The 17,697-nt window shown below is 54.4% G+C and carries 15 protein-coding genes and 1 pseudogene; 2 read left to right on the forward strand and 14 right to left on the reverse strand.

The window, feature by feature from the left end; all coding sequences use genetic code 11:
* Window positions 1–280 precede the first annotated feature (280 nt).
* A pseudogene (locus AB7M22_RS15625) lies at window positions 281–674 on the reverse strand (DUF6124 family protein).
* A gap of 243 nt (window positions 675–917) precedes the next feature.
* On the reverse strand, window positions 918–1,394 hold the full coding sequence (locus AB7M22_RS15630; RefSeq protein ID WP_454186986.1) for a hypothetical protein: 477 nt from the start codon (window positions 1,392–1,394) through the stop codon (window positions 918–920).
* A 542-nt stretch (window positions 1,395–1,936) separates the two neighbouring features.
* On the opposite strand from AB7M22_RS15630, the gene AB7M22_RS15635 reads away from it, so the two are divergent.
* On the forward strand, window positions 1,937–3,160 hold the full coding sequence (locus tag AB7M22_RS15635; RefSeq protein WP_454186987.1) for a phospholipase D-like domain-containing protein: 1,224 nt from the start codon (window positions 1,937–1,939) through the stop codon (window positions 3,158–3,160).
* A 414-nt stretch (window positions 3,161–3,574) separates the two neighbouring features.
* Here the strand turns inward: AB7M22_RS15635 and AB7M22_RS15640 are convergent, their stop codons facing one another.
* Window positions 3,575–4,579 (reverse strand): restriction endonuclease, encoded by a 1,005-nt coding sequence (locus AB7M22_RS15640; RefSeq protein ID WP_454186988.1) that lies wholly within the window; start codon window positions 4,577–4,579, stop codon window positions 3,575–3,577.
* 556 nt (window positions 4,580–5,135) lie between these two features.
* Between AB7M22_RS15640 and AB7M22_RS15645 the strand changes: the two genes are divergently transcribed.
* On the forward strand, window positions 5,136–6,284 hold the full coding sequence (locus AB7M22_RS15645; RefSeq protein WP_454186989.1) for a PIN domain-containing protein: 1,149 nt from the start codon (window positions 5,136–5,138) through the stop codon (window positions 6,282–6,284).
* 199 nt (window positions 6,285–6,483) lie between these two features.
* Here AB7M22_RS15645 and AB7M22_RS15650 read toward each other — a convergent pair whose 3' ends face one another.
* The 11 genes from AB7M22_RS15650 to AB7M22_RS15700 all read right to left on the reverse strand — a co-directional run bounded on the left by AB7M22_RS15650 (window position 6,484) and on the right by AB7M22_RS15700 (window position 17,627).
* On the reverse strand, window positions 6,484–7,740 hold the full coding sequence (locus tag AB7M22_RS15650; RefSeq protein WP_454186990.1) for an abortive infection family protein: 1,257 nt from the start codon (window positions 7,738–7,740) through the stop codon (window positions 6,484–6,486).
* A gap of 454 nt (window positions 7,741–8,194) precedes the next feature.
* Window positions 8,195–9,841, reverse strand: a complete 1,647-nt coding sequence (mqo, locus tag AB7M22_RS15655) for a malate dehydrogenase (quinone) (protein ID WP_454186991.1) — start codon at window positions 9,839–9,841, stop codon at window positions 8,195–8,197.
* Window positions 9,842–10,158: 317 nt separating this feature from the next.
* Window positions 10,159–10,857 (reverse strand): GNAT family N-acetyltransferase, encoded by a 699-nt coding sequence (locus AB7M22_RS15660; RefSeq protein ID WP_454186992.1) that lies wholly within the window; start codon window positions 10,855–10,857, stop codon window positions 10,159–10,161.
* 59 nt (window positions 10,858–10,916) lie between these two features.
* Window positions 10,917–11,486 carry a YceI family protein gene (locus tag AB7M22_RS15665; RefSeq protein ID WP_454186993.1) on the reverse strand — a complete coding sequence of 190 codons (570 nt, stop codon included), beginning with the start codon at window positions 11,484–11,486 and terminating at the stop codon, window positions 10,917–10,919.
* A gap of 552 nt (window positions 11,487–12,038) precedes the next feature.
* On the reverse strand, window positions 12,039–12,479 hold the full coding sequence (locus tag AB7M22_RS15670) for an SRPBCC family protein (protein ID WP_008013643.1): 441 nt from the start codon (window positions 12,477–12,479) through the stop codon (window positions 12,039–12,041).
* Between the two features lie 51 nt (window positions 12,480–12,530).
* The gene (locus tag AB7M22_RS15675; RefSeq protein ID WP_454186994.1) at window positions 12,531–13,160 is read right to left on the reverse strand and encodes an NAD-dependent dehydratase; all 630 of its coding nucleotides are present in this window, start codon (window positions 13,158–13,160) and stop codon (window positions 12,531–12,533) included.
* A gap of 122 nt (window positions 13,161–13,282) precedes the next feature.
* The gene (locus tag AB7M22_RS15680) at window positions 13,283–13,669 is read right to left on the reverse strand and encodes a nuclear transport factor 2 family protein (protein ID WP_454186995.1); all 387 of its coding nucleotides are present in this window, start codon (window positions 13,667–13,669) and stop codon (window positions 13,283–13,285) included.
* 29 nt (window positions 13,670–13,698) lie between these two features.
* A complete protein-coding gene (locus AB7M22_RS15685; protein ID WP_429547236.1) occupies window positions 13,699–14,079 on the reverse strand; it encodes a nuclear transport factor 2 family protein in 381 nt (126 codons plus the stop codon).
* A gap of 79 nt (window positions 14,080–14,158) precedes the next feature.
* Window positions 14,159–15,193: an aldo/keto reductase gene (locus AB7M22_RS15690; protein ID WP_454186996.1), complete on the reverse strand. Its 1,035-nt coding sequence runs from the start codon at window positions 15,191–15,193 to the stop codon at window positions 14,159–14,161.
* Complete coding sequence (locus tag AB7M22_RS15695) at window positions 15,186–16,307, reverse strand: alkene reductase (protein WP_454186997.1); 1,122 nt, start codon at window positions 16,305–16,307, stop codon at window positions 15,186–15,188. The genes AB7M22_RS15690 and AB7M22_RS15695 overlap by 8 nt, the downstream gene beginning before the upstream one ends.
* Before the next feature lie 60 nt (window positions 16,308–16,367).
* Complete coding sequence (locus tag AB7M22_RS15700; protein ID WP_008013631.1) at window positions 16,368–17,627, reverse strand: cation:dicarboxylate symporter family transporter; 1,260 nt, start codon at window positions 17,625–17,627, stop codon at window positions 16,368–16,370.
* Window positions 17,628–17,697 lie beyond the last annotated feature (70 nt).

Raw genomic sequence — 17,697 nt, forward strand, 5'->3', positions numbered from 1 at the left:
GGCATGGGATGCTGCCGTCGATGCGGATGCTGATTGATTTTATGGTGGAGCAATTCAAATTGCTGGATGACCCGGCGCGGGGCATGCGGGTGAGTCCGCAGGTTTGATAGGAGCCACCGGCGAAATCTGCGACACGCGAACACCACGAACACCACGAACACGTAGGAGCTGCCGAAGGCTGCGATCTTTTGATCTTTTGATCTTAAAAACACAAAAGCCCCGTCCCACCTAAATGGGACGGGGCTTCTTATTGCGCATCACAATGAAACAACGCCCTCACCTACTCCTGCGGATCAACCTGATCCAACACCCGATTCACCGACAACTCTGCCAGGGAAATCATCTGCTGGATGGCTAACGCCATGTTGCATTGCGGGCCGGTGAGGCTGAAGGCCAACTCGCTGGCTATTACGTTGGGCGGAAGCGAGGGTTTCGCAGCAGTGGGCCAGGAGGGTTTCTTTGTCGACGTTGGGGGCGATGATGAAGATTGAGCTGGGACGGCGGTCGGCCAGTTTTGGTTTTGAGGGGGGTGGCGACAGGTAAAAATCGAGCGCGCGGATCGCGGCGTCGTGGAGTTTTTTTGAGTCGAGGCAGGAGTATGGGGAAACCGGATCGGTTTCTGCCGGTTCTGGGATTTCTGGGGTTTCAGATGGGTTTGCGTCGTCGTCGAGCATTTGGAACTCCAATGGATTGGGCTCCTATGAAAATCGGGCTACCACACCCGGTCGCTGAATTGGCAGCGACGGAGGGAGGTTAGCGAGTGGGCTTCCGAAGGGCAAGGCCGGCGATGTGTGGGAAAGTTCTGAGGACGTGGTTTTCCGATTGATACTACGTGGTTGCTTTTAACCAAGACCTGCCAGTCGCGAAGGGCTGCTTCTGGTCGATTGTTACCGGTATCCAACACAGGTATTGCAAATTTAGATATGAATAATTTGCTCGGGGTTCTCTAGGACCGCTAGGAAGTCGTGTTCGCCCTCAGCTCCCCACCATGGGATAGATACAACGCCGCCGAGGTCTCTCAGCTGCCGCAGCAGCTTCAACAATGAATAGATCTGATCTTGTCCCCATTGAGCCCCCATCCGATAGTCCAATGTGAGGCTATCAGTGAAAACGTAAACACCAAGGTCAGGTATCTGCCCCCGGATTCCACCGAGAACGACGTGGAATGCCTCCGCTGCTCCTGAACTTACAAGCAAAGCATCCTGAGGGCCGGAAAATGGCTTTCCACTTTGGGATGCTTTGATCCAAAGATAGCCGCCGTCAACAGTGCGATTTTTTGCGCCAAGATCGAACAGATATTGAAATGCCTGCGGCACAAGCGACGAATCTGAATACGTCACTACAACTTCAGGGAGCGATCCATCGTTAGTTGCAAAGTATTTAGAAATATTCACGTGTCGTGCCTCTCGTTTGCAAGAGTCGGGGGCATTTCCGATAGACCGGAGCCCCCTAGATGATTGGGCAGCGCTGGCCAAAATTCAGCCAGCCTGTGATTAATGATCCAACTGAAACTGACTGCGAGCGGATGGTCAATGCTTTAGGCGCAAAGGGATGGCTTTAAAGAGGCCGCTTCTGCCCCAGGCTGTGTGAAAACGCATGCACCGTTTTGAAGTCTGCGTTGCTACGTAAAATCTGCCAGTGTTTGATTAATCAGCAGACGCAAAAATTTACATAGGAGCACGATTTTCGGTCCACCTCTAACCGTAAACTCCGCTCTAAAACGTTTTTACACAGCCTCGGTCGATTTCGGTCAGTCGTAACAGGCAGAAATCGACCAGAAGCGGTCGTATCCCAGCGTCATGAATAAGGTAGCCACGTGATCGTTTGGTTTATACGGGCAGCTTCTCTACTGTATCGGCCGGCGGTTTCTTATTGCAGGGGTATACCGTCAAATGAAGCAGACCTTTCTTACACGATACCAGGAGCGAAGGAATACATGACGAAGGGAAAAGCAGTTCAGTTGGTGCTGAATGAGGAGGAACGGGGTCACGGAACGATCATAGAGGAGCTGATAGTCGAGGCAGAGCACATGATTTGCATGGTCGCCTTTGCGAAAAAATCGGCCTACACCCTAATCAAGGACGTTCTGAATAGAGCATTGAAGAAAGGACTCAACGCTAAAATGGCGATAGGCCTAGATTTTCATATCACGGAGCCTGCTGTGCTGACCCAACTTCTGGCACTGACAAAAAAGCACGCGTTCAAACTTTACGTTAGCAATTCAAGTAGTGCCTTCCACCCGAAGATCTATGCATTCCAACGTGGGGAAAAATACTCGGTTGTGGTGGGCTCAGCGAACCTGACGCGTGGTGGCTTCTACGGAAACTATGAGGCATCAACCCTGATTGATGACTTGGGAGGCGAGATGACGAAATCGATTGCCAAGCATTTTGATTTGCTAGTTAAAACAGAGGAGTTGATCCCCGCCACCAAGCGCCTCATCGATGTCTATGCAGCTGAGTTCGTGATTCATGAGGGATATCGGAGGGTGGCGCAAAAGCGGGCGAAAAATGCTATTCGCACAGAAGCCGAGGACCTCGCACTTCTACGCAATATCCTGGAACTCATGCGTAGTGATCATACTGAATGGGGCTTTGAAGCACAGAAGGTGGAACGTGAACAAAACAGGAAGGATGCGCGACGAATGCTTAAGGACCCGTCTCAGTTTCGAGGGTTGCGTAGTGAGGCTTTCCTAGCACGATACGAGGCGCTGATTGGCCTGTTCCACTCTGGAGGTCTTCACCGGCACAAAACACGACTGACGAGTTCCGCAGAATTCTTCGCGGCCGCAATCGATGACATTACATCCCAACCTGATCTGTCTCCAGAGGAGGCATTTGAAGTGCTACATCGGCATTTCAGCTCGATCACTGGAGCGGGCATAAACCTGATTACCGAAATACTGCATGCTCTTGAACACAAGCGCTTTCCAGTAATGAATCAGAATGCTGTTTACGGGCTTGCAATGGCAGGGATACGAGAATATCCGCCCCAGCCATTCAAGACAAATGTGGACGGACCAACCTACACCCGGTATTGCGAGCATGCCGATCAGGTAAGAAAAGCCTTGGGGCTCTCGGACTTCACGGAGCTAGATGCTTTATTCAATTACGTTTACTGGAGCGACCTGCCGGGAACGGAGCCGAATAGACCATTTTGAATATCCACCTTCGGCCGCTCTTCGCCTGATGCCGCGGGCAGCTTCACGCCCTGATTAAGTCAGTCATGACAGACAGGAATCGGCCGAGGCTGTGTAAAAACGTTTTTGAGCGCGACAGGTACTCAAAACCGGACTGAAAATCGGGCTTCTACGCGAAATCCACATCTGCTGACGTGCCGATAAATTTCAGATTTAACGTAGACGCGCACACTTCAATTCTGGCGAAGCGTTTTTACACACTCTGGGCCAGATGGTGTCGTCCACCTGACATGGCTCGCACCGCCTCCACCCGGTAGCATGTTGCAGGGACTTTAAATCGACAGTCTATAATGAACAGCCGCGATGGGACTGTATCGACCTTCTCGGCTATTCAGTGCGTCGATGCAGCAAAGTTATTCACTTTGTAACTACTCTTTAGCTATATAGTTTTCGCTCAATCCAAGATCTCAAATCGTCACCATCTACTTTACCCAAAATAAATTTATCTCGTTCAATTCGTTGCATGGCACCCGACGTAAGGAAGCTTGAGGTCACAATTACGCCCTTGCTTGCTTTATGTTCATTTCGGACATCTGCAAGTTCTCTGATTGTGGAGATACCAATTTTCCTAGACGAACTGTATTTTTTTGCTTGCCAAAGAGCTTTGAACATTCCACTTTCGCCAAGATCTTTAACGGCGACAATGTCTACCCCACCATCCTTCGTGCCGGACATCAGTTCTATCTCATAACCATCAGACTCGAGAAGCTCTGAAATGAGCATCTCAAATTGCCGCCAACTTAAGTCATCAATGGTGTGTGTTTGGTTTTGTAGTTTTGATAGGACGCCGAGACTAGGAGAATATTCTATTAGTAGTACTTTGTTGCTTGGAAGCAACAATGTTTTAGGTTCAAATATAAACTCCTTCCCGAATTCGTACTGCCAATCCTCGGGCTGACTAATTAACGGCGATCTAGATATAAATAAAACCTGATTGCTTGTGCTCGCTTCCAAAATTCTATTAGATAGATCAATTGCCGATTTTTTATAACGATCTACTTCATCAGCTATTATCAATAGACCGCCCCTAGATGCTTGCGTCATCAGCGGGTCGAAATTTTCGGCATTACTTAGGGATTGATAGGTTATAGAGGTTCCATTATCCGAACCGTTGGTAAAGGATAGTACATTGTGCGCAATATTTATTGCGCCTGCCTTTGCCATATAGGCCCACTGGTCTCTAAGAACCTGCCTATCTGAAAGAAAAGCCACTTTCTTAGCTTGCCCCGTCTTGAGTTTTTCGGATGCCGCGCGGATGGAAGTCACCGTCTTTCCAAGTCCAACGCCTGCAATCAGAATGTTTCTAGGACTGGTGGAAGCAACAAATTTGGTTACGAAATCTTGTTGCCAATTGGACAACTGGAGGTTGTGAGTTTCCAAAAGCGACTTCCTGTATGGTTGACTTGCCATTACTGATTTTGATGGAGCTACAAAATTTGCCTTGTCAATTTATTGCTTTCTACGATTGGATCATGCTTCTGACAGTTCAGACTGCCAGGTCCCGAGTAGCACGCCCCAATAGGCCATCGCCCCCGTGCGACAACCGGCCGAGGCCGTATAAAAACGTTTTGGAGCTGGTTTGACGATCAGAAGCAGAGCAAAAATCCCGTTCCTACGCAAATTTCAGCTCCACTACTTCACCAAGCATGGGCAGATTTTACGTAGCAACTCGGGCTTAAAATCAGTGCCTGCGTTTTTTACACAGCCTGGGCCAGAAGCAGTCATTCGAAGTGTCTGAAAAAGCAAATTCGAGTCGTGCCGATGCCCCTTCGATGCCAATAAACTAGCTAATTATTCGTGCGGCAGGTATGAATATCTCGGTGAATCGCGAAGCGATCATGACAGTGAGCAAAGGTTGTATGAGCACTAAGTAAACTGCCTTACCTAAGCGGTCATCTGGTTGGGCTGCCAATTCACTTTTGAAGGATCATCGCTGATGCCGGCGTTACACCTGTTCATCGACACTAACATTTTTCTCAATTTTTACTCTTTTTCAGACGACAAACTCGAAATTCTAGATGAACTCATCGAACTCGCAGCACCCGGCCAGATGACTATTCATCTGCCCAAGCAGGTCGAGAATGAGCTCAAGCGCAACCGGGAGTCGAAGCTGCAGGTTGCGATGTCTGACTTCAAGAAGGCCCAGCTTCCTACCGCCGTACCACACCATATGCGCGGAACGGAAGCTGCCAGACAATACGACGAAGCGGTAAAGAGTGCAGAGCAGGCTAAGAAGCTCCTAATCGCGAATGCGATATCTCTCGCGCTACGTAATGAGCTGGAGGTCGACCAGAAGCTCTCACGACTATTTGAAAAAGCTTCCCGCCACCCTGAAGACGATGAGTTGTACCAGAAGGCGATGGTGCGAATGAATAAAGGAAATCCTCCTGGAAAAGCGCAGAGCATTGGAGACCGCTACATCTGGGAGACGTTGCTAACGCACGTTCCGGACGGAGACCTATTCATCATCTCGAAAGATGGCGACTACGCATCCCCACTGACAATGGACAAAACCAGCCGTCCCCTCGCGTACCTTGCTGACGAATGGACTGAGTCAAAGGACGGCGGCAGCTTGACTATTTTTAGAACAATCAACGAGGTCGTGGGTTACTACAAAAACCTTCAGAATCAACCCGATGTTGAAGATCCCGGACTTGCCCAAGCCCAAGAGGCTCCAGAATCTCCGGAAGTGGTACACGACGACCAAAGGCCTATCCCCGAAGTACCTGCGCCTGAGATCGGAGATAACGTACCGCAAAGGAAGGCTATCCCTGCTGTACCACGTGACGAGGTCGAGGCTGCAATCCTGAATTTGGTGGACAGTGGAAGCTTCACCACTACCCACTCAGCGGTTGCGAACCTGAATAGATATCTCCAACAGTTGACTAAACAGGATGCAGAACAGCTATTTCAAGCTGCAACCGACAACAGTCAGATTCGGTGGATCATCTCCGACGAGGACGTCAATGACCTCTACCTCTCATTGGTCACTCAATGGGTCGCCGAGGTGGATCCGGAGTTTGCGGATAGCATCATTGAGTTACTGGGATTGTCTCCCGAGACGCCGGAGGAGGAGTCGATCTAGCGTAACAGCCGAGTTCAGTTCAGTGCGCTTTGACTTGCCTTGAAAAAGGGGGCGGATCTATTTTCCAGAAGGGGACAGAAGAATAAGTTCGTCCCCCTTTTTTTCGTGGCGGCATGAGCGCCATTGACCTTTCAACGAATTCTCTTCCAAGGCAGTCCATCATGTATTGAATCCCGACATCAGAGGCTATCCCAAGCCTTCAGGACTTCTCGCCGCCGTTCAAGCTCTCTCGATAGCGATAGGTCTCAGACACGAAATCGATGAAAGCTACTGCAGAAGCTACCGCCAGCCGGGCGTGCCTAGGTTGTAGACCTCGATGCTGGCCGTCTCTTCCATGCCCTGTGCCATACAGCCCGCGCAGTTGCGCCAGATTGTTGGTGAGTTGCGTCAGGTTACGGAGAATCATTTTGATATTATCGGCACCCTTGGCTGCCTCGCTGATGCCCTCAGGGACAAGCTGTAGCGCTTTCGTTACCTTTTTGGTTAGATCGCCGAGGTCATCGGACTTTGCGAACGGGATTTCACGCTTGGTCAGTATTGACTTACAGCAGGTCTCCACCAGTTCCTTGGCTGTGCCAATAGCCAGAGCGGGGTCACGATCTACAGCGTTCTCCAGTCTCTCAATCTCCTTCGCCATCCAACCGGCGTTAAGAGCCTCCGCGACCGACTTGGCTCGAAGAACAGTACGGGCTGAGTTGTTCTGAATGAGGCGAAAAGCAAAGCGAGGTCGGCCGGCAATGTGCTCCTCCTCGAATAACTCCCAACCGGCCGCACGAAGCTGTTCATTGAAGTGGAGCACCAGCTTGAGCGCTTCGTCCCGCACAGGTCTGACTACCGGGTGTACGATCTCGCAGAGAAAGCGTAGGAACTGCTCAGCGCTGCCATCAACGAGCTGAAAGCGACTGTCGTTGTAAACCCAATCGTTCTCCCAGTCATTGTTGTTATAGCGGTGCTGGTAGATGTCACCTGCCGCATCTTTGTACCGACTGTCCGTCGACGGAATTTTCTGAAGATCGTATAAACGACCTAGAAACTCAATGTCATCCAGCTGACCATACCAATTAACATTTTCGAGGCGGATACCATCGAGGATATTCTGACGGACATTTTTAGGGAGCTCTGATTTGTCAGATCGCCAGTCCGCACGAAACTCCTTTGCCGGCAGCAGTGTCGCCGAGTACCAATCTTGGGTCTCGTGCTCAAGAATCGTTCGAAGCCTAGCAGTTATCTGCTCTTCCAGTTGACTACGCCTAGCACCAAGTCTGGCGTATTCCGGCGCTGGAATTCTGAACTGTATTTCCCAGATATCTGTGCCGCCGTTCCAATTGTCATGACCGGTCAGTTCGGCGTGGGCCGGGTAGTCCCGCACGATGGCTGCTGCATCGTCAGCCCCTTCGGCACGCAGTAGCGCATGTACTGTCGCGAGGATCGGCTCAAGGTGATCTTGGTTATCCATAGCTCCCCACCTCCCTATTGTGATGTAGAGACTATCTCAGCCTACGTCCGCCGTCTGCACAGCAAGAATGCGAACTATGAAATGACAGTAAATATAAGGCGCTTTGAAACGGTTACTGCCTAGCAAGTTGACCATCAACTTTGTAGCCAAAAGCGATTCTTGTTCGAACGTCTGCTATTGGCCCAGGCTGTGTAAAAACGCAGGCACTGATTTTAAGCCCGCGTTGCTACGTAAAATCTCCCCATACTTGGTGAAGTAGCTGGAGCTGAAATTTGCGTAGGAACAGGATTTTCGCTCTGTTTCTGACCGTCAAACCAGCTCCAAAACGTTTTCACACAGCCTGGGCCGAAAGCTGACACGTCGGCCGAAATGAATCTGCCCCTTGAAAACCAACCCCCACAAAAAAGCCCACTGACCGTCACCGATCCAGTGGGCTTTCCGATTACGCTTCTACTTACAAAGCCATATCCGTTGCAGCATTAGCCTTCGGCGCCTTGGCCGGAGCGGCCGGAGCAGCAGCCGGAGCCGCCGCCTGACCAATCACCGGCGGCGGAGTCAGCTCCAGCACCTTGGAGGTGTAAGCCCACTCTTCAGCCACTTTCGCAGGGTTGCTGTTCAACTGAGTGCCATAGCTAGGCACGATCTGGTGCAGCTTTTCCTGCCAGGCAGGGGTTGCAACCTTGTCCTTGAACACTTTCTGCAGCACGGTCAGCATGATCGGTGCAGCAGTCGAAGCACCTGGCGATGCGCCCAGCAGGCCGGCGATGGTGCCGTCTGCGGAAGCAACGATTTCGGTGCCCAACTTCAGCACGCCACCAGCGGCTTCATCACGCTTGATGATTTGCACGCGTTGGCCGGCTTGCCACAGGCGCCAGTCTTCAGCTTTGGCGTTCGGGAAGTATTCTTTCAGGGCGTTGAGGCGGTCTTCGTCAGACAGCATCAGTTGGCCTGCAAGGTACTCGACCAGCGGGTATTCCTTGATGCCGACCTTGGTCATTGGCCACACGTTGTGCGTGGTCGTGGTGGTCAGCAGGTCCAGGTACGAGCCTTCTTTGAGGAACTTGGTGCTGAAGGTCGCGAATGGGCCAAACAGGATGACGCGCTTGCCGTCCAGGACACGGGTGTCCAGGTGCGGAACCGACATTGGCGGTGCGCCAACAGAGGCTTTGCCGTAGGCCTTGGCCAGGTGTTGCTCGGCAATGGTCGGGTTTTCGGTCACGAGGAACGAGCCGCCAACCGGGAAGCCTGCGTATTCCTGGGCTTCAGGAATGCCGGACTTCTGCAGCAGGTGCAGTGCACCGCCGCCCGCGCCGATGAAGACGAACTTGGCGTCGGTTTCGGTTTTGGTGCCGTCTTTCAGGTTTTTGTAGCTGACGCGCCAGCTGCCGTCTGCGTTCTTGGTGATGTCTTGCACTTCGCTAGACAACTTTAAGTCGAACTTTGGCGTGGTTTGCAGGTGCGCGACGAACTGGCGGGTGATCTCGCCAAAGTTCATGTCGGTACCGATCGGGCTCCAGGTGGCCGCGACTTTCTGGTTCGGGTCACGCCCTTCCATCATCAGCGGAACCCACTTCTTGATGACAGCCGGGTCTTCGGAGTACTGCATGCCGGCGAACAGCGGGCTCGCTTGCAGGGCTTCGTAGCGTTTCTTCAGGAACTTGATGTTGTCATCGCCCCACACAAAGCTCATGTGTGGAGTGGAGTTGATGAACGAACGCGGGTTCTTCAGCACGCCTTGCTGAACTTGCCAGGCCCAGAACTGACGGGAGATCTGGAAGGCTTCGTTGATTTCAACGGCTTTCGCGATCTGAACGTTGCCCTTGTCATCTTCCGGGGTGTAGTTCAACTCGGCCAGGGCGGAGTGACCGGTACCGGCGTTGTTCCAGCCGTTGGAGCTTTCCTGGGCGACGCCGTCGAGGCGCTCGACCATTTCCATCGACAGACCAGGCTCCAGCTCATTAAGCCAGACACCCAGCGTTGCACTCATGATGCCGCCGCCAATGAGCAGCACATCGACTTTCTTTGCCTCTTCCGCGTAGGCGGACGTGATCCCCATCGACAAAGCCAGCCCCAGCAGGGCCGTGTTCAGTTTCTTAAACATCTGTAGCACCTATGATAAACGCCATCCGCCCTCAATCCTCAACATGAGCAACCCAAGAGTACGGGTACGCAGGCAGCGTGCCGTGGGTTCCTACACTTACAAGGATTTGAAGGTGGGCACACAAGGCCGACGTGTCTCCATCGACCTCAGTTATATGTCCCTCGTGCACTGATTTTTATCTTTATTGGGCTCAGCTACTGGAGCGACATTGATTCCGTCGGACGTCTGTGGACGTACGAACCGAATAGGTCAAACCAAGTTAGTGCGACAGAATATCACGCCTCGGCCAGCCTGCGCGCCCGAAAGGACTCAACAGTCTAGACGCGACGAGGGTCGCCACTTAAACGATCCAGCACAAACGCCTTGGCGTTGCGCGTCATTTGGTCCAGATGCCGGTCGCGTTGCTTTTCTGCATCGATCATCGCCCGCTTGCCGTGTTTCTGCAGCAGATATGTATGTATCTGCCGCACCTCCAAAGAACTGTAGATCGAAGTGACATCCAATAGGCCCATCAAGCCTTCGGTGCCGTGATCACGGGTGTTCATCAGCACCTGAGTGCCGCGCACGCCCAGCACCTGGAAGCCCATCGACTCGAACCAGGGCACCTTGGCGACCGTGCAGGTCAGTTCGGCATGCGGGTAGCGGCCGAGCATGTCTTGCAGCATCGCCCGCGCGACGCCCCGCCGCCGATGGCTGGCCTGCACCGCCATATACGCCACGCCGCACGCCTGGGGGTCGTCCTTGACCGGCAGGTACAGCAGAAAGCCGATGACCTGCTCAGGGTCTTCATCGTCCGTGGCGACGATCAGTTCGACCGCAATGCCTTTGGCGCCGCCGAGCGCTTCGAGGTAGAGATGAACCTCATAGCCCACCGTGTATTGATAGACGTTGTACAACGGGTTGCTCGGCGCGATGCCCACCATGCTGATGTCGGTCAGGTTGTCGACGACCATCTGCAGAATCTGGCTGTTGATGGGCTCTGGGCATGGGGTGGCAAAGTGGGTGAGCTGGGGCATTGCGTTTTAGACTCCGGGTTAAGCCCGCTATTGTCACAGATCGAGCCCGCGCAGGAAAATCAACGCTCGGGCGCGACGATGCGGAAGCGGATGTTGATGTCGTTGGAGACAACCGTGTCGCCCCACTCTCCTTCGCCGATCTTGAAGTCCCTGCGTTTAAGAATGATGTCGCCATCGAAGATGCCGATGGCCTTCTCCGGCTTCAGCAATACCTTGACCTGCAACTCGCGCGTCATGCCCCTGAGCGTGAGGTTACCGGTGATCATGTAACGGTGATTGCCCAGCGCTTTCACCCCGGTCGATTCAAAGGTCGCCACCGGATAGTCCGCCGTGTTGAACCAGGCAGGCTTTTGCAGCTCGCTGTTGGCGTCGCTGCCCCCGGCGTCGATGCTGGCAAGGTCGATGGTCAGCTTGGCGTGGGCCGCGGTGGGGTTCGCCGTGTCGAAATCGAGCGTGGCGTCGAACTTGCCGAAGGTGCCGTACGCCCTGGAACCAAACTGGTTATAGGTGAACGAGATCTTGCTGGCGGTGGTGTTCACCTGGGTGTATTCGACGGCGTGGGCGCAAGGCAAGGCGCCGACCAGGAGGATGGCGAGCAATGCGGCGAAACGCGGGAATCGAGGGGTCATGGGATTCTCCGGTTGAAGCGCCTTGGGATTCAATCACCGCACAGGTGTGTCAGTGGACTTAAGCAAATATTCGATGTTTATTCCAGTGCAGCCGTACCGCGCGCCTTTACCCACAGCGCCATTACTGGATAATGGCATCCCGCCACAATCAGGCCCCTGACCTTGATATTTCAAGGTTTTCTATATCTACAGCCTGACAGTCGCCTTCAAGGATGGACGATCGGCTACGGAACAAGGAGTCAACACAGTGATATCCCCGCAAGATTCAGCAATACCGCTTACCCGCAGTGTGACGAGTCCGGCGGTCCGCTTGAGTTCGAGTCGATCCGGGTGGGCCAGGTCGAGGACAGCGCCCGGCTACGCTTTCAGCTGATTCGCAACGTACCTACGCGAGTGACGCTGATCTTCCAGCAGAGCAACAGCAAGCTCAGCAAAACACCAGCGATCAAACTGGCGTTTCGGGATGGGAATGATGAGACGCTTACCGTCAAATTCAGTGAGATTGTAATGCGCTAGGTGCAGGAATAAAGGCTCTTCACTGTCTGGTTCAGCTCAGCGCTGCCCCAGAAATGTCTGGAGGCTGTGATGCCCCTCGACGATCAACTCCCGAATAACTTCCTGGTACTGTTCTGCCCTACTCGGTTCGCGCAGCTCAAAGCTGGCGGACCAACTGATAAACGCCTTGGACTGGCCTGTCAGGGGCGCCAGTTTCACGGTGGCCACGTAATTATCCAAGGGTAATGGCGCCTCTTCGAAGCGGTATGAGAATGTCAGATTGCGGTCATCGACTGACAACAAACGCTCCCTGACGACCGCGCCATCGGCCAATACGAGTTTGCGAATGCAACCCACCATGCCATCAGGCTGGTTGTCCTCAATGCCGCTTTCGACAATCGCCGGATGCCACCTTTGAATCTCGCCAAACTTCTTCAACACGCTCCACGCGTGTGCTGCGTCACTGTCCAGAACAGCGGAAAATTCAACCATCGGCATTTGTGTTCCTCCTAGAAAAAACCTGCTTGAAAACCCCCACCGAACCTGTACTCAAATGCAGCGTTCGGAGGAGATGACATGAATGCCCGGCGCGCGCTCAAGGGCGGACTCAAGTAACGCTCGGGCGATCCGCGACGCGGGGTTAAGTCGCCAGCGAGCGGGCAACAGCCGTCCGGCCAGGCCAAGTGCGCAAACCAGTGCACACTCACCCAATCGCAACTCGTCCCGCTGCCCACTGATGACGCCGGGCCTTACATAGGTGAGTGAGTGAAAGCCAAGCCCGGCCAGATGCATCTCCAGTTCGCCCTTCACTCGGTTGTAGAAGAAACGCGAAGTCGGATTCGCCCCGATGGCCGAATTGAGTACATATGCTGAGGTGCCATGCCGCTTGGCCAAGCGCGCCACATGCATCGGGTACTCGAGATCGACGCGTCGAAAGGCTTCTCTCGAACCGGCACTGCGCATCGTTGTGCCCGAGGTGCAGATCACAGCATCGGCCTGCCACCAGTCAACCGTTTCGGGCAAAATGTCGAAATCGACCAGAGGCGCCTGCAGCTTGGGATGAGCGACAAGTGCCCGGCGAACCGGAGCTACCACATGACTGATACGTGGATCGGCGAGCGCCAGTTTCAGCACCTCTCGCCCTACAAGCCCCGTGGAGCCAACCAAAACCAACTTCATTGCAAATACCGCTGGTCGAATCCGCCCGCGCCGATGATAAAAACGTCACTCACGGTCGCTTCTCCCCTTGGTGATGGACGAACTCCGGTCCCGGCACTGCCTCAACCGGGACCGGTGGACGCTTAACCTTCGAACTGGTGATAGACCTTGGCGATGACCTTCCAGGCACCATCGATTTTGATCAGGGTCAGGTAATCGTTGTAGTCGGCACCGATCGCATCCTTCTCCATATCAACACGTACAACAGCGGTCGTCGGCGTGATCGCCAGTACGTCGAGACGGGTCGTGATGTCGGGGGCACTGCCGTTTTTCTGAACGAAATCAAACAGGTTTTTGATCGGGCCGCCGAGCAGTTGGCCATTAGTGAAGCCATACATCACCGCGTCTTGGTGGAATGCCTTCGCGACACCTTCCGTGCTGCCCGCCCGCAGTCCTTCAACGTACTGATTGGCGACGGCAATGACGGCGTTGTACTCGGCGGTCGGTACTGCCTTGATGTTCTTTGACATGGTGCTCTCCTTTCAGTGAAGACGAGGGATCAGGCGTTCGGATGGGTGTGGTAGATCTTGCTGACGATGGTCCACTTGCCCTCTACCTTCAGCAGGTTGAAGAAGTCGGTGAAGCGGAATCCGGAAACGTTGTCGGTATCGACCCGCGCACTGGCAGCCGTGCCGACGATGTCGATGCGCACGATGGCGGCTTTGGCTTCCGGGGACGGACGGAACGCGGTGTCGATGACGTCATAGAGATTCTGGATCGCGCCGCCGACGAGCTTGTCGCCATCGACACCAAACATGGTGGCCTGCTCGTTGAAGGCGGGCTTCATCAGTGCGCTATCGGCCTTCGCGCCACCTTCGTTGTACTGGTTAAGCACCTCGACAATCGCGTTGTATTCCTGAACGTAAGTAAGACTGCTCATTTGCATGACTCCTGATAAGTAACTGACACGGGATTGATTTTTTCGCACTCATGCGCGGTTGCAAGGCGCCGGCCTGCAATCATTCAACCGGCGCTTTTTCGGGGATCAAGCCGCGCACTTTCAACATTTCCCAGAAGGCCTTGGGGGCTGATCTGGACGCCGCTTGAAGATTCGTGCTGACGGCCTCTGCGTTCTGCGCACCGAGCAACACCGTGCTGACGGCGGGGTGCAATTTGACGAACTCGATCGCGGCGGACACCAGTTCGACATTGAACGCATCGCACACTTTTTCGATGCTCCTGACGCGCGTCAGGATGTCTTCGGGGACGGTGTTGTAGTCATACGTCAAGTTGCCGGCTTTGGTTCCTGTCGCCAGAATTCCCGAGTTGAAAACACCTGCCGCGATGACCGAGACATTGCGCTTTTGGAGTTCGTCAAAGGCACCGTCCAACGGCGCGTGATTGAGCAATGAGTAGCGCCCGGCAATCAGTGCACAATCGATGTCGAACTCGGACGAGGCGCGAAGTACCGAATCGGTGTCGTTTACGCCGAGGCCAACGGCCGATATATAGCCGCCTCCGCGCAACTCATCGAGCGCCCGGTAGCCACCGTTTTTATTGAGCTGATCCCAATAGATGGCGGCCTGATCGCCGTGCCAGGCTTCGCCCACATCATGCAAAAGCAGAACGTCGATGAAGTCTTGCCCCAGGCGAAACTGGCTGTCTTCGAACGAACGCATGATGCCGTCGTAGGAGTAGTCGTACTCCGCCACAAAGGGCAGCGGCTCGACCCAATCAATTGCATATCGCCCTTTCACTTCCCTGAAGCGATTGGCGGGCTTCAGAATCCGGCCAGCCTTGGTGCTGAGCGTTACGTGTTGGCGAATTCCCAGCTCTCGGATCGCATGCCCCAAGTAATACTCGGCCTTGCCATGCCCATAGAACGGCGCTGCGTCGAAGTGTTGGATGCCTCCTTCGAAAGCTACACCGATGGCTTCTTCGAACTGGCGATAGTTGACGTGGTTGTTGAAGCCCGCCATGCCGACGGTGCCCAGCCCGATGGGGCTGACCAGCGCCCGGGATTTGCCGAGTGGAGTTTTCCGTTGATCAGACATTCACTTCACCTCCAGCGTCGGTGGTGGGCCAGTCGGTGTAACCCTCTGCCCCACCGCCGTAGTAAGCCTCACGGGGTGCAACGACCAACTCGAAGCCAAAGCGCAGACGCTCGACCAGATCCGGGTTGGCGATAAAAGGTCGGCCGAATGCGACGGCATCGACCTTGCCTTGCGCGCGCCGCGAAACGGCCAGATCAAGGTCATAACCGTTGTTGCCAATGTACGGGCCGTCGAACAACGCCCGTAGCGCGTCCAGGTCAATGCCTTCCGGTACATCGCGAGATGTGGCGGTGGCCCCTTCGACGATATGCAGATAAGCCAGTTGGAACGCGTTCAGTCGCTTGATCAGATAGCCGTAGGTGACCATGACGTTGCTGTCGGGCGGTGTATTGCCCGCGTCCGGTGTCACCGGCGAGAGGCGGATGCCAACCCGGTCGCTGCCCCAGATCGCGACCACGGCTTCGGTGACTTCGAGGGTCAACCGAGTCCGGTTCTCGATGGAACCGCCGTATTGGTCGGTGCGCTGATTGGTGGAATCGCGCAAGAACTGGTCTAGCAGATAGCTGTTGGCAGAGTGAACTTCAACACCGTCGAAGCCTGCGCGTTTTGCACATTCGGCTGCGTGCTTGTACTGCTCGATGATGCCCGGGATCTCCGATGTCTCCAGAGCGCGGGGCATGGACACTTCAACCACGCCGTTGGCGGTGTAGGTGGTGCCTTGGGCTTTGATCGCCGATGGCGCCACCGGAAGTGCGCCATCCGGTTGCAGGTCTACGTGGGAGAAGCGTCCCACGTGCCACAGCTGGCAAACGATTCGCCCCCCCGCGGCATGGACGGCATCGGTCACCTTCTTCCAGCCAGCCACCTGCTCTGGCGTCCAGATACCAGGGGTCATGGCATAGCCGCGCCCCTGGGCGGAAATATTGGTGGCCTCGCTGATAAGCAGTCCGGCGCTGGCCCGCTGGGCGTAGTAAGTGGCATGCAATTCGTCAGGCACACCGTCTTCACCCATGCGGCTACGGGTGACTGGCGCCATGACAATACGGTTGGGGAGATCGAATGCGCCCATTCGGTACGCAGAAAAAAGATCGGTTCTCAGACTGTTATCGGTCATGTTTTACCTCGAATAAAAGACCAGAGCCATCGCCCAGGGCTGGCCGACGGCTCTTCATGGCTAGGTTTTCTGCACCACCCGGGCAACCCCCGAAGGCTCAATGCTGACCTTTTCCCATTTGGCGATGACCAAGGGTGCAATCGCATTGCCCAGCACGTTCAGGGTGGTGGTACCGCTGTCGATAATCCGGAAGATGCCGGCAATCAGTGCGACCCCTTCCAATGGAAGACCGGCCGATGCCAAGGTGGCGGACAGGATGATGATGGCGAAGCCGGGAACGCCGGCGGCCCCTTTGGAGGTCAGCACCATCGTCACCACCAGCAGTATTTGCTGGGACAGCGACAGGTCGATCCCATAGAGTTGCGCGACAAAAATCGTCGCCACGCCGAGGAAGATCGACGCGCCATCCAGGTTGAATGCGTAACCCACCGGCACCACGAAACTGACGATACGGCGCGGCACGCCATAGTGTTCCAGCTTGCTCATCAGCTGCGGCATGACCGACGCCGAGGCGGCGCTGGAGAACGCCAGAATCAGCTCATTACGGAAGTACTTGATCAGTTTGAAAATATTCTCGCCAATCAGGTAGCAAATGCCGCCAAGCACCACCAGCGCAAAGACAATCAGTGCCAGGTAAACCACGCCGATCAACTTGAGCAAAGGCAAGAGTGAGGCAAAACCGAAGGTCGCCACGGTAGCGCCGATCATGCCGAATACCCCGATAGGTGCATAAGCCATGACAATACTGACGACCTTGAACATGGCATCAGAGATGCCTTGAACCACCGCCACTACCGGTGCGCTTTTTTCTCTGGGGAGCGAGTTCAATGCCAGGCCAAACAACACGGCGAAGAACAGTACCGAGAGCAACTTCGCTTCCGACATCGCGACAAAAACGTTATCGGGAACGATGTTCTGCAGGATGACGAGAGCGCCCTTCGAAGGCTCCATATTGACCGAAGCGGTGCTGTGGGAAATGCCCGAAATATCAGTGCCCGTACCGGGCTCGAAGATATTGGCGAAACACAACCCCATCACAATGGCCAGGCCGGTAATCGCGAAGAAATACCCCAGCGACTTGACGCCCATGCGCCCAAAAGACTTGTTATCACCACCGCCGGCAATCCCCAGGATCATGCAACAGAAGACAATGGGAACCACGACCATCTTCATCATCTTGATGAAGATATCGCCAAGGGGTTTGAGGATTTCAGAACTGATCCACCCTTGATACTGCGGGTGTGTATTGAAGTACCAACCGACGAGCACGCCAAGCAACAGCCCGGCAACTATTTGCCAAACCAAAGGGATACGTTTCATGTCTAGCCTTCTTGTTGGAATGAAAGGACTGCGTTACGTAGCAGTTGCTAGAGTCATGAGCTTCCAGCTC

This window comes from Pseudomonas sp. ADAK2 TE3594, assembly GCF_053628675.1.

Coding starts and splice junctions, on each gene's coding strand:
- AB7M22_RS15635 (WP_454186987.1), top strand. CDS start 1,937: ATGACGAAGGGAAAAGCAGTTCAGTTGGTGCTGAATGAGGAGGAACGG.
- AB7M22_RS15645 (WP_454186989.1), top strand. CDS start 5,136: ATGCCGGCGTTACACCTGTTCATCGACACTAACATTTTTCTCAATTTT.
- AB7M22_RS15650 (WP_454186990.1), bottom strand. CDS start 7,740: ATGGATAACCAAGATCACCTTGAGCCGATCCTCGCGACAGTACATGCG.
- mqo (WP_454186991.1), bottom strand. CDS start 9,841: ATGTTTAAGAAACTGAACACGGCCCTGCTGGGGCTGGCTTTGTCGATG.
- AB7M22_RS15660 (WP_454186992.1), bottom strand. CDS start 10,857: ATGCCCCAGCTCACCCACTTTGCCACCCCATGCCCAGAGCCCATCAAC.
- AB7M22_RS15665 (WP_454186993.1), bottom strand. CDS start 11,486: ATGACCCCTCGATTCCCGCGTTTCGCCGCATTGCTCGCCATCCTCCTG.
- AB7M22_RS15670 (WP_008013643.1), bottom strand. CDS start 12,479: ATGCCGATGGTTGAATTTTCCGCTGTTCTGGACAGTGACGCAGCACAC.
- AB7M22_RS15675 (WP_454186994.1), bottom strand. CDS start 13,160: ATGAAGTTGGTTTTGGTTGGCTCCACGGGGCTTGTAGGGCGAGAGGTG.
- AB7M22_RS15680 (WP_454186995.1), bottom strand. CDS start 13,669: ATGTCAAAGAACATCAAGGCAGTACCGACCGCCGAGTACAACGCCGTC.
- AB7M22_RS15685 (WP_429547236.1), bottom strand. CDS start 14,079: ATGAGCAGTCTTACTTACGTTCAGGAATACAACGCGATTGTCGAGGTG.
- AB7M22_RS15690 (WP_454186996.1), bottom strand. CDS start 15,193: ATGTCTGATCAACGGAAAACTCCACTCGGCAAATCCCGGGCGCTGGTC.
- AB7M22_RS15695 (WP_454186997.1), bottom strand. CDS start 16,307: ATGACCGATAACAGTCTGAGAACCGATCTTTTTTCTGCGTACCGAATG.
- AB7M22_RS15700 (WP_008013631.1), bottom strand. CDS start 17,627: ATGAAACGTATCCCTTTGGTTTGGCAAATAGTTGCCGGGCTGTTGCTT.